Raw genomic sequence first — 14,901 nt, 5'->3', positions numbered from 1 at the left:
TGGGACGAGGCGGATGCTCACGGAAGCGACGCCTGCCCGGCCTTGCGGACCAAGCTGTGACCGGGCGGACGTCGCCGGCATGGGGGATGCGTCAGGCGCCGCGGGCGGCGTCGTAACGGGCGATGACGTCGTTCCAGTTGATGAGGTCCCACAGCTTCTCCACGTAGTCCGGGCGGACGTTGCGGTACTGCAGGTAGTAGGCGTGCTCCCAGGCGTCGAAGACGAGCAGCGGGGTGGTGTTCATGCCGACGTTGCCGTGGTGGTCGTAGACCTGCTCGACCACCAGACGACGGCCGACCGGCTCCCAGGCCAGCACGCCCCAGCCCGAGCCCTGCACGGTGGTGGTGGCGGTGGTGAGCTGCTTCTTGAACGCCTCGAACGAGCCGAAGTGCTCGTCGATCGCCGCCGCCAGATCGCCGTCAGGGCGGTCGCCGCCGTCAGGCGACAGGTTCTGCCAGAAGATGCTGTGCAGCACGTGGCCCGACAGGTTGAACGCGAACGTCTTCTCCAGCCCGACCAGCCCGCCGAACTCGCCCTTCTCGCGGGCCTCCGCCAGCCGCTCCAAGGTGTCGTTGGCGCCCTTGACGTAGGCGGCGTGGTGCTTGGCGTGGTGCAGCTCCAGGATCTCGCCGGTGATCGCGGGCTCCAGCGCCGCGTAGTCGTACGGCATGTCCGGGAGGGTGTACTGCCCCATGAGCTATCTCCCCAAGTATGTAGTTGCGTATTCTTTGCAATAACATTAGATCAGCAACTAGCGAATGTCCCGGGCAACGTGCCGACAACCGCGGCGACTTCCGCTCATCAGCCTGTGCCAGGGCGTTGCACGGGATCATCGACGACGCTCTGAAGAAGTTTCCGCCTCAACGGCAGGTGGCCGGGAGGTCAGTATCAGCGGAGGTTTATCCCCTGCTGGCGTACGTGCCGCTCAGGCCGAAATCCATGGAGGAGGTGTCGTCGGTGGGTGGGGAAACGGTCGCTGGCGCGGCCAGGGGGATGCGCAGGGGAGTACGAACCCGGTACCTGACCCGGGTCACCCATCGGTGACGGGAGCCGGAGGGGTCAGATCTTCTTGACGAGGATCGTGCCGGGGACGAGCCTTTCCAGGTCGCCTGGGTCCGAGGTGAGGACGGTGACCTGTCCCTTCTGACGTCGTGCGATGACGGCGAGCACGGCAGCGATCACGTGCTTGTGGCCGTGGAGCTTGGCGTCGGACAGGAGCCGGCGCGCCTCGCGGGCTTCGTCCTTGCCCACTTCGGCGACGTTGACCCGGGAGAGCACCCAGTCCCAGCGCTGCTCGGTGATCCTCCCGTCGTACGCCTCGACCACCGTCATCGGCGACGTCACCACCTCCGCATGACCGCGGGCGGCGAGATCGAGCCAGGCGATCATTTTCCGGTCGCCCCGTACGGCGAGGGACAGCGCCTCGCTGTCGAGCACGAAGACGCGCAGCGGCGGATTCCTCCGCTCGCCGGTCCGTCTGCTCACGCGGCCTCTTCCGGGGTGCCCTTCTGGCGGGCGGGGCAGCGTTCGTGCACGCTCCCGGTACCGGACGAGCGGAAAGCGGTTGGCGGTGACCTGTGGGGATTTGGGATGGTTGGGGGTATGGCGGAAGTGGTGCGGGATGTGCAGGGGTTGGTCGAGGCCGTCCGGCGGGGGGAGCGGGTCAGGTACCTGAAGTTCTGGGGGCATCGGCCGCCGCGGTCCGGTGGGGTGGGAGCCGGGTGCCTGTCGCAGTGGTGGCCGGCGGAGTTCGTGGTGGACGGGGTCACGTACGCGACCGCTGAGCACTTCATGATGGCGGGGAAGGCGCGGCTGTTCGGGGATGAGGAGACGGCGAGCGCCATCGTCGCGGCCGGGCATCCCAAGCAGGCCAAGGATCTCGGGCGGCTTGTACGGGGCTTCGACGAGGAGAAGTGGGCGGCGGCCCGGTTCGACATCGTGGTACAGGGCAATCTCGCCAAGTTCGGGCAGAATCCCGAGCTCAGGGAGTTTCTGCTGGGGACCGGTGAGCGGGTGCTGGTGGAGGCCAGTCCCGTGGATCGGATCTGGGGGATCGGGTTGGCGGCCGATGACGAGCGGGCCGAGCAGCCGGAGATGTGGCAGGGGCTCAATCTGCTCGGGTTCGCCCTGATGGAGGTTCGCGACACGCTTCGGCGGTCGTGACAAACCCATCGGGCCGGTCGGTGGGCGGTTTGCCGCTTTGGCCGTGCTACTTCTCGCCGTTCCCCGGCCACCTGTGTCCCGAGGCCCTGCGGTTCGGTGTATGCGCCGATGGCGGCCGCGTCTTGCGGCCGCCATCAGCGGTTACCAAGGAAATAGGGATCAGGAGCTGGGGCAGGTGTCGCGGTACTCCGAGATCGCCAGGCCGCTGGGCGGCGGGCAGAGGAACTGCTCGTAGCGGGTGTCGTCGTCCACGAACCGCTTCAGCCAGGCCACCATCGACTTGGCCATCGTGGTGTTGGGCAGCTGCGGGAAGAAGTGGCTGGCGTTGTTCAGCTCCAGGTACGCCTTCTCCGACGACGCCGGGATGCTGTCGTAGAACAGCTTGGAGTGAGTGAGGACCGGGGCGATGGCGTCGGCCTCACCGCCGATGATCATGGTCGGGACGCGTACGCCGGACCACGACTTCTGCAGGTTCCACGGCGCGATCGGCACCGCCGCCTGCAGCGACGGGCGGCTGTTGGCCGCCTCGAGCGTGCCGCCGCCGCCCATCGAGTGGCCGGCCACGGCCAGCCGGTTCGGGTCGATGCGGCTGCGCACGGTGGCCGGGCTGTCCTCGACCAGGTAGTCGAGGGCGGCGAGGAGCTGGCGGCCCCGGCTGTCGGGCTGGTCGTAGATGGTGTTGGTCTCGATGCCGATCACCACGAAGCCGTGCGAGGCGATGCGCGGGCCCAGCCACTCGAGGCTGGACCAGCGGGCGGTGTAGCCGGGGGAGATGGCGATCGCGCCGAACGTACCCTGGCTGGTGTCGAGCGGATAGTAGATGGTGCCGCCGCCGAAGCCGGGCACCAGCGCCGAGACCCTGGTCTCCGCGGTGGCGAACGGGCCCCTGGAGGCTTCGAGCAGCGCGTCGGTGGGGTCGGGGCCGCGTTCGTCGCCGGCCGCGTGGGCGGGGGAGGTGGCCGCGAGGGTGCCGCCGATCAGCGAGACGGCGAGGGCGAGCTTGGTCAACGTTCGCGCGCATGATCGGGGGGTGAAGAGCTGCACGTCGTCATACTCCCTGCTCATCGGGGGGTGGCTCGGTCGGTGACAGCTGTCTTTCGCCATTGTTCGGAGCGGCGGTCAACCGTGCATCGGTGAAATCACCGGTCCTCGATCAGGACATGAGCCTTACCAGTTCGACGCGGGAGCGGACGCCGAGCCGGGTGAAGATGTTGCGCAGGTGGTGCTCGATCGTACGGGGGCTGAGGAACAGCTGCTCGGCCACCTCCTTGTTGGTGGCGCCCTCGGCCACCATGCGGGCGATCCGCAGCTGCTGCGCGGTCAGCCGGGCGGTGGCCGCCGCCGGGGCCGGGCCGACCGGTTCGCCCGAAGCGCGCAGCTCGGTCCTGGCCTGCTCGGTCCACAGGCGGGCGCCGTAGCGTTCGAACGTCTCCAGCGCCGCATGCAGATGCGCCCTCGCCGCGCCAGGGCGGCGGTCGCGGCGCAGCGCGCTGCCGTACAGCAGCCGCGTCCTCGCCGCCTCGAACTCGTGGCCGCCCTGCGCGTGCAGCTCCAGCGCCTCCCTGAACAGCTCGTCCGCCTCGCCGGGACCGGCGAGCAGGGCGCGGCAGCGGGCGACCAGCGCCCGCAGATCGGGGCTGCGCGTGCTGCCCACCCAGCCTTCAAGCACCTTCAGCGCCTCCTCGGCGCCCTCATGATCGCCGGTACGCGCGCACGCCTCGATCAGGTGCGGCGTGGCCATCACGCGGATCACCACATGGCGGTTGGTACGCCGCTCGGCACGCAACCGGCCCGCCGCGTCCGCAGGGCGACCGGCCGCCAGGTCGAGGCAGGCCAGCGCCCACGTGCCGATCGCACCGGCGATGCCCAGGTCGTGCGCCCCGGCCAGGTCGATGGCGGCGTCCGCGCGCATCCGGCACGTCTCCTGGTCGCCCTCCACCGCCGCCGTCATCGCCAGCCAGGCCAGGTGCTGGGCCGCCGTGTTGAGCTGGCCCGCCTCCCTGGCCAGGCGCAGGCCGCGGGCCGCGGTCTCGGCCACCGACGCGTAGCGGCCCGTCCACACCTCCGGATAGATCGAGTACTCCAGAAGCTGCGGCATCGCCGAGGCCGCACCGCGCACACCGGCCGCCTCCAGCGCGCGGGCCGACAGGCGCTGCGCGGAGGCCTCCTCGCCCAGCAGCATGCTCGCCACGCACCCCCACACCAGCACCGACGGGTCGTCCACCGCGCCCGCCAGCTCCACCACCCGGCGCAGCGGCGCCGCCGCCTCCCGGTGCGCGCCGCTGAACGTGGCGGCCATCCCTTCCAGGTACTCGAACATGAGCTGCGCGGGCACCGGCTCGTCCGGACGGCGCAAAGCCGCCGCCTGCCGGGCGATCGCGATGAACTGGCGGTTGTCGCCCGCGCGGTAGCTGGCGTCCGCCGCCCGCACCAGCGCCCGCACCCCCAGGACGCGGTGGCTCTCCAGCAGCCACGTCGCCGCGGCCAGCAGTTCTTCCCTGGCGCTGCCGGTCTCGCCGCCGAGGAGTTCCAGGCTGCCGCGCAGGAGGCGTACGCGGGCGCGCACCTCGTTCGGCGCCGCCGCCAGGCCGTGCAGGCGGGCCAGCAGCGCGCGGGCCACCTGCGGGCGGCCGGCCACCCAGGCGTGCCTGGCCGCCGCGGCGAGCCGTTCCGCCTTCTCGGGGCGGTGCCGGCCGGTCAGCTCGGCCGCCCTTTCCAGCGCCTGGTACGTCTCGGGGTGCCCGCCCGGCGTGCGGTCGTCCCTGGCCGCCGCTGCGAGGTCGTCGGCCAGCTCGTCGGGGGCGGCGTCCATGGCCCAGGCGCGGTGCCACGCCCGCCTGAGCCGCGCGCCCGGCCGGTCGTCCCCCGGCTCGATGAGCGTGGCGAGGCGGCGGTGGGCGGTGCGGCGCTGGAGGAGCGAGGCCCCGTGGTAGGCGACGCCGCGCAGAGCCGGGTCGCGGAAGGCGTACCGGTCGCCGATGGCGTGCAGGACGCCGGCGCGCTCCGCCGGCTCCAGGACGGCGAGCGCGCAACTCGGGCGGGCGGCGGCGAGCAGCGCGGGCACGTCGATCTCCGGGTCGGCGGCGACGAGCAGCAGCAGCCGTACGGTCTCCTCGGGCAGCGCGGCCAGCCGGGACGCCTGTTCCCGCCACAGGCGGCCGTCCCTGGGCAGCGTCTCGGGCGGGGCGGCGACGCCGCTCAGCTGGTCCCTGGTGAGCGAGCCGATCAGCTCGGTAAGCGCCAACGGGTTGCCGCGGGCGATCTGGTTCAGTGCGGCCAGCAGCTCGTCGGTGATCTCGCCCGGTGCCAGGTCGTCGGCCAGCTCGCGTACGGCCGTCCCGTCCAACCCGCCCAGCGTCAGCACCGGCAGCCCCGCCGCCCAGCCGGGCACCGCCCCGCCCGTTCCCGCCGCCCGGCCCGGCGCCGTTCCGCCTGTTCGGGCCGCGCGGTCCCGTGCGCTACCGCCCGTTCCCGCCGTCTCGGCTGTCCCGTTCTCGTCTGTACGGGGCTCCGGTGGCTCGCCGGTACGGGTGGTGAACACCAGGGCCACCCGCTCGCCCGCCACCCGCCTGGCCGTGAACGCCAGCGCCTCGCGGCTGGCGGGATCCAGCAGGTGCATGTCGTCCACGCAGGCGAGCACCGGCCGCTCGGCCGCGACCGCCGCCAGGAGCGCGAGCACGGCCGCGGGCAACGCCAGCCCGCCGCCCCGGGTCGCGCCTGGCGCTGCCGCGGGTGGCATCGGCCCGCCACCCTCAGCCGCAGTAGGTGCGGGCACGGGCAACGTCGGCCCGCCGCCCTGGGCCGCGCCCGCCACCGTCTCGCCGCCTTCAGCCGTGGACGACAGCTCTGGTTGCAGCACCGGGGCCAGGGCGCGGAGCTGCGGTTCCGGCAGCAGGGCGGCGGCGTCCCCGGCGACCGGACGTAACAAGCCGTGCAACCCGGCGTACGGTAGCCGCGACTCGGCGGCCACCCCCGACACCCGCAGCACCAGGAACTCCTCCCCGGCCAGCCCGGCGACGAGGTCGAGCAGGGTGGTCCTGCCCATGCCGGGCTCGCCCACCAGCACCAGGGCCCCGCCGTCGCCGTCGCGGGCGCCGTCGAGGAGCCGCCGCAGCGCCTGCTCCTCCGCGCCGCGACCGCGCACCGCCGGAATGCCGCGCACCCCAGGCAGGCCGCGCACCCCAGGCAGGCCGCGCACCCCAGGCAGGCCGTACGCCTCCGGAAGGCCACGCGGCCCAGGTAGATCGCGCACCCCAGGCGGGCCGCCTAAGCCCGCGAGGCCGCGCTCTTCCGAAGAGGCGCCGCGCTCCTCCCGAAGGTCGTGCACCGCAGGAACACGTGTGACAGGGGACACAGCGTCCAGTGTTACGCGCGGATGTCGGCCGTGAAAGGGCACATTCGCCGCAAAACGCAATTCACCTGGCACTCCAACCCCACGGCAGCAGCCGCCGGCGGCGTCCTCCACACGGCAACTCTCACCGGCGCGCCTCCTACACGGCAACTCTCACCGGCGCGCCTCGGCAACTCTCACCGGCGCGCGCCTCGCACGGCATCCCTCACGGGTGCGTCCCTCGCACGGCATCCCTCACGGGCGCGTCCCTCGCACGGCATCCCTCACCGGCGCGTCCCTCGCACGGCAACTCTCACAGGACGTGCTTTCCGCACGGCAGCCGTCACCGGGCACGCTCCTCGCGCACCCGCCGCCTCCTGGAGAACCGCTCGGACACGGCGGGCAACAGCCCCTGGGGCAGGAACAGCACGACGACGATGAGGACGAGCGCGTACACCGCGTACGACAGCACGCTGGGCGCGTACGACGGCATCCCCGGCAGCGTGGCGAGCCCGTCGAGCCCCTGCACGAGCAGCGTGATGGCGGCGGCCCCCACGACCGCGCCCCACAGCGTGCCGAGCCCGCCGACCACGGCCATGACGATGTACTGGATGGAGATCAGCACGGGGAAGGAGCCGGGCGCGACGTACCCGGTGTAGAAGCAGTAGATGCCCCCGGCGAGCCCGGCGAAGGCGGCGGACAGCGCGAAGACGACCAGCTTGTAGCGCCCGACGGGGATGCCGGACGAGGCGGCCGCGGTCTCGCTGGTGGCCAGCGCGCGCAGGGCCCGGCCGGGACGCGAGGTGATCACGTTGTGGGTGATCAGGAGGACGAGCGCGAGCCCGCCCCAGGTGAGGTACGCGTAGGCGACGGCGCTCTCGGCCTCGAACGACCCGATGGAGAACTGCGGGATGGCCTGCAGCCCGATGTCGCCGCCGGTGAATTCGAGCTGCCCGGCCAGCGACAGCAGGATGAGCTGCATGGCGAGGGTGGCGAAGGCGAGGTGGTGGCCGCGCAGGCGCAGCAGCGGGACGCCGATGACGAGCGCGGACGCGGCGGCCACGACGGGCGCGGCGACCAGTCCTGCGACCGGGGGCACGCCGCCGAGCGCGAGCAGCGCGGCGGTGTAGGCACCGATGGCGTAGAAGGCGCCCTGGCCGAGCGAGACCTGCCCGGCGTACCCCATGAGCAGCGACACACCGACGGTGACGATGGCGGCGAGGCCGAGCAGGATGTACACGGCGAGCGCGCTGTCGTCGAGCACCGCGGGCAGGGCGAGCGTGACGGCGGCGGCGAGAAGCCCGGCGACGATCCTGATCATGCGGACTCCTGGGAGAGCGTGGTACGGCGGCTCGCCTGCACGATCATGACCACGATCATCAGCCCGAGCGCGATCTCCAGTTGGTGCGAGCCGTAGCCGTAACCGGCGGCCATGGTCTCGGCGACGCCCAGCAGCAGCGCGCCCACCAGCGCGATCACGGGCCGGGTGAGCGCGCCGAAGACGGCGGCGGCGAAGGCGTTGACGATGAGCGTGACGTCGGTGTCGAACGAGATCGGCCGCAGCGGCGTCACCAGCACCCCGGCGATGCCGCCGAGCAGCCCGCCGAGCGCGAACGCGAGCAGCCCCATCCGCCGCACGTCGATGCCGACGACGCGGGCGGCGTACGGGTTGGACGCGCACGCGGTCAGCGCCTTGCCCAGGTAGGTGCGCCCGAAGAAGAAGGCCAGCAGCGCGAACGTGGCCGCGGTCACCCCGATGACCAGCAGGTGCTGGGTCTGGATGCGTGCCCCCGCGATCACCACCGAGCCGGCCAGCCCGGGGGCGGAGCGTGGCTGGTCGCCCCACAGCACGATCTCGACCGCGTACGCCAGCACGCCCACGCCGAGCGTGACGATCAGCGACGACAGCGGCGTGGTGCCCGGCCTGCCGATGGCGGCAAGGCCGGTGAGCAGCCCGGCGAGCGCGGCGGCGAGCACGGCGGCCACCTCGCTCAGCCCGTGCGGGAAGCCGAGTCCGAGCAGCGACGACGTGCACAGGCCCGCGACGACGGCGAAGGTGCCCTGGGCGAAGTTCACCACGCCGGTGACGCGGTGGATGGTGACCAGGCCGCTGGCGATGAGCGCGATGGCGCAGCCGACGGCCAGGCCGTTCAGCAGGTACGTGAGGAACGCGCTCACCGCGCCACCTCCCTGGGACCGTTCACGTGATCGCTCCTCCCAGGTACGCGCCGGCCACCCGGGGGTCGTCGGCCAGCCGCGCGCACTCGCCCTCGGTGACCAGCCGCCCCGACTCCAGCACGTACGCCCGCGAGCACAGGTCGAACGCCAGCCGCGCGTTCTGCTCGATGAGCAGCACGGTCAGCCCGCGGGAGCGGTTCAGCTCGGCGAGGTGGGCGGCCAGGTCGGCGGTGACGCCGGGGGCGAGCCCGAGCGACAGCTCGTCCACCACGAGCGCGTCAGGCTCGGACATCAGGGCCCGGCCGAAGGCCACCATCTGCTGCTCGCCGCCGGACAGCACCCCGGCCCGCCGCCCGGCCAGCTCGGCCAGGCGGGGCAGCAGCTCGTACACGGCGGACGGGTCGCGTCGGCCGGAGCGCCAGCCGCCGAGCGCGAGGTTGTCGGCCACGGACAGGTCGGGGAAGAGCTGGCGGCCCTCGGGGATGAGCGCGAGCCTGCCGTCGATCCGCACGCTGCCGGAGGCCGGCCGCAGCAGCCCGGCGAGGGTGTCGGCGAGCGTCGACTTGCCGGCGCCGTTGGGTCCGAGCAGGGCCACCATCTCGCCCTTGCCGACGGTCAGCGTGACGTGGTCGAGCGCGGTCGCGGTGCCGTACGAGACCACCAGGTCCTGGACGTCGATCATGAGGCCTGTCCGAGGTAGGCGGCGAGCACGAGGGGGTCGGACCTGACCTCGGCGGGCGGGCCGTCGGCGATGACCTGACCGAGGTCGAGCACCACGATGCGGTCGGCCAGCCGGGTCACGAACGCCACGTCGTGCTCGATGAGCAGGATCGTCAGCCCGTCGGCCCGCAGCTCCTCCACCAGCGTGGCGAGGCGTTCGCGCTCCTCGCCGCGCAGGCCGGACGCGGGCTCGTCGAGCAGCAGCAGCCGGGGCCGGGCGCACAGCGCGCGGGCGAGCTGCAGCGCCCGCTGCTGGCCGATGGGCAGCCGGTCGGCGGGGCGGTCGGCCCACTCGGCCAGGCCGACCCGCTCCAGTGCGTCATCCGCGGCGGCGCCGATCTCCCGTTCGTCGCCCCGGTGCCGGGGCAGCCGCAGCGCCGCGGAGACGAACCCGGCCCGGGTACGCCCGTGCGCGCCGACCATGACGTTCTCCCTGACCGTCATGCCGTGGAAGACCCGGGCCGCCTGGAAGACGATCGACATGCCGAGCCTGGCCCTACGGTGCGGCGGCAGCCGGTCCACCCGGCGGCCGAGGAAGGAGATGCGGCCGGAGTCGGCGGCCAGGTGCCCGGTGATGAGGTTGAACAGGGTGGACTTCCCGGCTCCGTTCGGGCCGATGACGGCACAGGTCTCGCCGTCCGCGACGTTCAGCGACACGTCGCGGACGGCGTAGACGCCGCCGAAGGAGCGGGAGACGCCGGTGACCTCGAGCACGCCTACCCCAGCGCCGAGACGGTCTTGGCGAGCTGCTCCTTGGCCCACTCGGTCGGGACGAACTCGCCGTTCTTGACCGTGTTGATCGAGATGTACTCGGGAGTGAGCCCGGAGTGGTCGGTGGGGGAGTAACGGAAGCGGCCGTTGGGCGTGATCAGGTCCATGGTCTCCAGCGCCTGCTGGATCTTGGTCTTGTCGGTGCTGCCGGCCTTCTTGATCGCCTCGAACAGCAGCAGCGAGGCGCTGTAGCCGTCCTGGGCGAACTGCGGCGGCGGATAGCCGTGCTTCTCCTCGTACGGCCCCGCCATCTGGTCGATGACCTGCTTCTGCTTGCCGTCGGGCAGGTGCTCGCCCACCACGCCGATCGCGCTCTGCACGATCATGCCTTCCGCGGCGTCGCCCATCGGCTCCAGCCAGAGCTTGCTGGCCTGCGAGCCGGTGAGGAACAGCGGGGTCTTCAGCCCCGACGCCTTGTACTGCTTGGCCGCCGTCACGCCGGGCGCGCCCGAGCCCCAGAACACCAGGGCCTCGGCGTCGGAGTCGCGCACGTGGGTGAACACGGGGCTGAAGTCGGAGGTCGTGGTCTCGTACGGCTCGTCGACGGCGATCGTCACGCCGTACTTGGGCGCGAGCTCCACCATCGCCTTGTGTCCCGAGACCGAGTAGGCGCTCTTGGAGTCCCAGGCCACGGCGATCGTCTTGATGCCCTCGGCCTGGATGTACTGCAGGAAGCGCTCGGCGTACATGCTGGACAGGGCGGGGGTGACGAAGATGTACGACTTGATCGGCTCGACCTGCTCCTGGGCCGGGGCGAGCGACAGGTACGGCATCTTGTCGCGCTGCGCCAGCGGCTCGATGGCGAGCGCAGAGTTGGAGAACACCGGCCCGATCAGTGCGTCGATCTCGCCCTTGATCTGGTTGTAGGCGACGATGCCCTGGTCGGGTGCGGTCTTGTCGTCTCTGGTGATCAGCTCCACCTTGCGGCCGAGCAGCCCGCCCTGCTGGTTGACCTGCTCGACGGCCAGCTCGACGGCCTTCTTGTCCTCGCTGCCGAGCGGCGTGTAGTTGCCGGTCAGGGAGACGATCAGGCCGATCTTGATCGGGTCCTGCCCACCCGAGCCGCCGCCCCCGCCGTCACCACCGCCCCCGCACGCGGTGATCGCAAGTAGGAGACAAGCCAGGGACGGTAGAAGCCTGCGCATCAGGACCTCCGAGACCGGGCGATGGTGGCCCCGACAGTAGGCAGGTACATTACGGCTGTCAATAGAGTGCCGAATATCGGGAGACCCGCAATGAGGCCCCAATCCGCGATCCTGACCTTCCTCGGCGACTACGTGTACGGCCGCGGGATCTGCGTCGCCTCGCGGAGCTTCATCGAGGCGTTCGGCAAGGTCGGCATCTCGGAGGAGGCGACCCGCTCGACGCTGACCAGGATGGTGCGGCGCGGCCTGCTGCGCCGCCAGCGCTCGGGCCGGCGCATGTACTTCGGCCTCACCCCCATCAGCACCGAGGTGCTCAAGGACGGCGAGCGGCGCATCTGGCACAGCGGCGTGGTCAACGACTCCGACGCCGACCGCTGGACGCTGATCGGCTTCTCGCTGCCGGAGTCGTGGCAGCGCCAGCGGCACGAGCTGCGCTCGCGGCTGGTCTGGGCGGGCTTCGGCCCGCTGCAGAACGGCCTGTGGATCGCCCCGGGCGAGGTGGACGCCACCGGCGTGATCGAGGACCTGGGCGCGAACGTCAAGGTGTTCGCCGCCGAGCCCAGGACTCCGACCGACATGCAGGCCCTCGTCCGCGACGCCTACGACCTCGAAGGGCTCGGCGAGCGCTACCGGGAGTTCCTGCGCCGCTGGGACACCGCCGACCCGGCCCCCGAGGCCCCCGACGACCTGGCCCGTTCGCTCATGCTGCTGACCGGCTGGCTGCAGATCATCAGGACCGATCCGCGGCTGCCGCTGCGCTACCTGCCGCACGACTGGCCGGCCGAGAAGGCGCAGCGGGTCTGCCACTCGCTGCACGAGCGGTTCAGGCCGCAGGCGGCCGGCATCGTGGCCGATCTTCTCGACACCGTCCCGGACGAAAGTTCGGCAGAACCGTGACAGCAGTCGAAAAGTGGCCTAACTTGAGGGCTTGAGCGTCGAGGAGGGCCCGATGCGGAATCAAGGGATCGGCTCGTGGCCGGCGCGCAGAGCGCGCATGACGCCCGAGCGGGTGGCGCTGTCCTACCGCGGGCGCGATCGCACCTACCGTGAGCTGCTGGAACGTGTCTATCGGCTGGCCTGCGCCCTTGGCGGAACACTCGGCGTGCGGCGCGGCGACCGGGTCGCCTTCCTCGGGGTCAACCAGCCCGCGATGGTGGAGACGTTCTTCGCCGCCGGGCTGCTGGGGGCCGTGTTCGTGCCGCTCAACACCCGCCTGGCCGAGCCCGAGCTGCGCTACATCCTGGAGGACGCCGAGGCCGCCGTGCTCGTGCTCGGCGAGGAGCGCGACGGCGGCGGGCTGCCCGGCAGGCACGTGGGCGCCGCGGAGTACGAGGAGCTGATCGCGTCCGGCTCGCCCGAGCCGGTCGACGAGCCGGTGAGCCAGGACGACATCTGCCTGATCATGTACACCTCGGGCACCACGGGACGCCCCAAGGGCGCCATGCTCACCCACGGCAACCTCACGTGGAACGCGGTCAACCTGCTCGTGGACGTGCCGCTGGCGCACGACGAGGTGGTGCTGATCAGCGCGCCCATGTTCCACATCGCTGCGCTGGCGCAGACGCTGATCCCGTGCGTGCTCAAGGGCGGCAGGGCCGTGCTGGAGCCGTCGTTCGACGTGGACCGCACCTACGACCTCATCGAGCGCGAGCGGGTGACGGTGATGTTCGGTGTGCCGTCGATGTTCGGCTTCATCGCCCAGTCGCCGCGCTGGCCGACCGCCGACCTGTCGAGCCTGCGCCACCTGCTGTGCGGGGGAGCGCCGGTGCCCGAGCCGCTGATCAGGACGTACCAGGAGCGGGGGCTGACGTTCCTGCAGGGATACGGCATGACGGAGACCTCGCCCGGCGCGCTCTTCCTGGGCGCCGAGCGCTCGGTGGACAAGGCGGGCACGGCCGGGGTGCCGTGCTTCTTCTCCGACGTCCGGCTGGTCGCCCCCGACGGCTCGCCCGCCGCGCCGGGCCGGCCCGGCGAGCTGTACGTGCAGGGCCCCAACGTCATGGCCGGCGACTGGCGGCGGCCCGAGGACACCGCCAAGGTGCTGTCGGACGACGGCTGGTTCCGCTCGGGCGACATCGGCGTGGCCGACGAGGACGGCTACGTGCGCATCTCCGACCGCATCAACGACCTGATCATCTCCGGCGGCGAGAACATCTACCCCGCCGAGGTTGAGAGCGCCCTGTACGAGCACCCGGCCGTCGCCGAGTGCGCCGTGATCGGGGTGCCGGACGAGCGGTGGGGCGAGGTCGGCAAGGCCCTGGTCGTGCTCCGCCCCGATCACCGGGCCGGCGCGGACGACCTGCTCAAGCACCTGGACGGACGCCTCGCCCGCTACAAGATCCCGAAATATGTGGAATTCGTCGGGGAACTGCCCAAGAACGCGGCGGGCAAGCTCCTCAAGGCCCCGCTGAGAAAGCTCTACGGAGGAGGATGATCCCCATGCGTACCTCACCGCCCTTCCGCGCCGACCACGTCGGCAGCCTGCTGCGTCCCCAGGAGCTGCTGCGCGCCCGCCAGACCCTCACCGGCGACGAGCTGCGCGCCGCCGAGGACGCGGCCATCAGGGACGTGGTACGCAAGCAGCGCGAGGTCGGGCTGCAAAGCGCCACCGACGGCGAGTTCCGCCGGTCCTCCTGGCACATGGACTTCATCTACCGGCTCGGCGGCATCGGGCAGGCCGACGACGAGAAGATCACCGTGCGCTTCCACAACGAGCGCGGCGACATCGAGTTCACCCCCGCCGCGCTGCGCGTGCACGACCGCATCACGCTCAACGAGCCGATCTTCGCCGACGCCTTCACCTTCCTGCGCGACACCGCCGGCGAGGGCGTCACGCCCAAGCTGACCATCCCGTCGCCCAGCATGGTCCACTACCGCGGCGGGCCCGCCGCCATCGACCCGAAGGTCTATCCCGACGTCGAGGAGTTCTGGCACGACCTCAGCGCCGCCTACGCCGAACAGGTGCGGAGGATCGGTGAGCTCGGCTGCGCGTACCTGCAGTTCGACGACACCAGCCTGGCCTATCTCAACGACCCCGCACAGCGCGCCGAGCTGGCCGAGCGCGGCGACGACGCCGACCACATGCACCTGCGCTACATCAAGCAGATCAACGCCGCGCTGGCCGCCAAGCCCGACGGCATGACCGTCACCACCCACATGTGCCGGGGCAACTTCCGCTCCTCCTGGGCCGCGTCCGGCTCCTACGACTTCGTCGCCGAGGCCCTGTTCAACGAGCTGAACGTGGACGGCTTCTTCCTCGAGTACGACGACGAGCGCTCCGGCGGCTTCGAGCCGCTGCGGTTCGTGCCGAAGGGCAAGATGGTCGTGCTCGGCCTGGTCACCACCAAGCACGGGGAGCTGGAGTCGAAGGACACGCTCAAGCGGCGCATCGACGAGGCCGCCAAGTACGTCGACCTCGACCAGCTCTGCCTGTCTCCGCAATGCGGCTTCTCCTCCACCGTCGAGGGCAACGAACTGACCGAGGAGCAGCAGTTCGCCAAGCTCCGGCTCATCGTGGAGACCGCCCAGGAGGTCTGGGGCTGACACCGGGCCTCACCAGGGGCTGACCCGCTCCCCACCCGTTCCGCCGGGTGG

13 protein-coding genes are annotated in these 14,901 nt (G+C 71.7%); 4 read left to right on the top strand and 9 right to left on the bottom strand.

Going from position 1 to position 14,901, the window contains the following annotated elements; translation table 11 throughout:
- Positions 1-91: 91 nt before the first annotated feature.
- The gene (locus WBK31_RS25180) at positions 92-694 is read right to left on the bottom strand and encodes a superoxide dismutase (RefSeq protein WP_364056600.1); all 603 of its coding nucleotides are present in this window, start codon (positions 692-694) and stop codon (positions 92-94) included.
- 365 nt (positions 695-1,059) lie between these two features.
- Positions 1,060-1,485, bottom strand: coding sequence for a hypothetical protein (locus tag WBK31_RS25175; protein WP_406673266.1), 426 nt, complete (start codon positions 1,483-1,485; stop codon positions 1,060-1,062).
- A 117-nt stretch (positions 1,486-1,602) separates the two neighbouring features.
- Between WBK31_RS25175 and WBK31_RS25170 the strand changes: the two genes are divergently transcribed.
- Positions 1,603-2,163: an NADAR family protein gene (locus tag WBK31_RS25170; RefSeq protein ID WP_406673265.1), complete on the top strand. Its 561-nt coding sequence runs from the start codon at positions 1,603-1,605 to the stop codon at positions 2,161-2,163.
- A 159-nt stretch (positions 2,164-2,322) separates the two neighbouring features.
- On the opposite strand, the gene WBK31_RS25165 is transcribed toward WBK31_RS25170, so the two are convergent.
- The 7 genes from WBK31_RS25165 to WBK31_RS25135 all read right to left on the bottom strand — a co-directional run bounded on the left by WBK31_RS25165 (position 2,323) and on the right by WBK31_RS25135 (position 11,307).
- A complete protein-coding gene (locus WBK31_RS25165) occupies positions 2,323-3,228 on the bottom strand; it encodes an alpha/beta hydrolase family protein (RefSeq protein ID WP_378787234.1) in 906 nt (301 codons plus the stop codon).
- An 88-nt stretch (positions 3,229-3,316) separates the two neighbouring features.
- Positions 3,317-6,361, bottom strand: a complete 3,045-nt coding sequence (locus tag WBK31_RS25160) for an AAA family ATPase (RefSeq protein ID WP_364056588.1) — start codon at positions 6,359-6,361, stop codon at positions 3,317-3,319.
- Positions 6,362-6,836: 475 nt separating this feature from the next.
- A complete protein-coding gene (locus WBK31_RS25155) occupies positions 6,837-7,814 on the bottom strand; it encodes a branched-chain amino acid ABC transporter permease (RefSeq protein WP_364056585.1) in 978 nt (325 codons plus the stop codon).
- The gene (locus tag WBK31_RS25150; protein WP_364056582.1) at positions 7,811-8,671 is read right to left on the bottom strand and encodes a branched-chain amino acid ABC transporter permease; all 861 of its coding nucleotides are present in this window, start codon (positions 8,669-8,671) and stop codon (positions 7,811-7,813) included. Before WBK31_RS25150 ends, WBK31_RS25155 begins: the two co-directional genes overlap by 4 nt.
- 22 nt (positions 8,672-8,693) lie before the next feature.
- Positions 8,694-9,353, bottom strand: a complete 660-nt coding sequence (locus WBK31_RS25145) for an ABC transporter ATP-binding protein (protein WP_406673264.1) — start codon at positions 9,351-9,353, stop codon at positions 8,694-8,696.
- Positions 9,350-10,105, bottom strand: a complete 756-nt coding sequence (locus WBK31_RS25140) for an ABC transporter ATP-binding protein (protein ID WP_364056576.1) — start codon at positions 10,103-10,105, stop codon at positions 9,350-9,352. Before WBK31_RS25140 ends, WBK31_RS25145 begins: the two co-directional genes overlap by 4 nt.
- Positions 10,106-10,107: 2 nt before the next feature.
- Positions 10,108-11,307 (bottom strand): ABC transporter substrate-binding protein, encoded by a 1,200-nt coding sequence (locus tag WBK31_RS25135; protein ID WP_364056573.1) that lies wholly within the window; start codon positions 11,305-11,307, stop codon positions 10,108-10,110.
- Positions 11,308-11,397: 90 nt separating this feature from the next.
- Between WBK31_RS25135 and WBK31_RS25130 the strand changes: the two genes are divergently transcribed.
- From WBK31_RS25130 to WBK31_RS25120, 3 genes are read left to right on the top strand one after another with little or no spacing between them, the layout of a single operon-like run.
- Positions 11,398-12,204 (top strand): PaaX family transcriptional regulator C-terminal domain-containing protein, encoded by an 807-nt coding sequence (locus WBK31_RS25130; RefSeq protein WP_364056570.1) that lies wholly within the window; start codon positions 11,398-11,400, stop codon positions 12,202-12,204.
- A gap of 52 nt (positions 12,205-12,256) precedes the next feature.
- Positions 12,257-13,741 (top strand): acyl-CoA synthetase, encoded by a 1,485-nt coding sequence (locus WBK31_RS25125; RefSeq protein WP_406673263.1) that lies wholly within the window; start codon positions 12,257-12,259, stop codon positions 13,739-13,741.
- A gap of 5 nt (positions 13,742-13,746) precedes the next feature.
- Positions 13,747-14,850, top strand: a complete 1,104-nt coding sequence (locus WBK31_RS25120) for a 5-methyltetrahydropteroyltriglutamate--homocysteine S-methyltransferase (protein ID WP_406673262.1) — start codon at positions 13,747-13,749, stop codon at positions 14,848-14,850.
- The last annotated feature ends 51 nt before the right edge of the window (positions 14,851-14,901 follow it).

The sequence above is a fragment of the Nonomuraea sp. N2-4H genome (assembly GCF_045291505.1).
In the GTDB taxonomy this organism is placed as follows: Bacteria; Actinomycetota; Actinomycetes; order Streptosporangiales; family Streptosporangiaceae; genus Nonomuraea; species Nonomuraea fastidiosa.
Note: the sequence above shows the minus strand (reverse complement) of the source record. Positions and strands in the feature narration are given on the sequence as shown.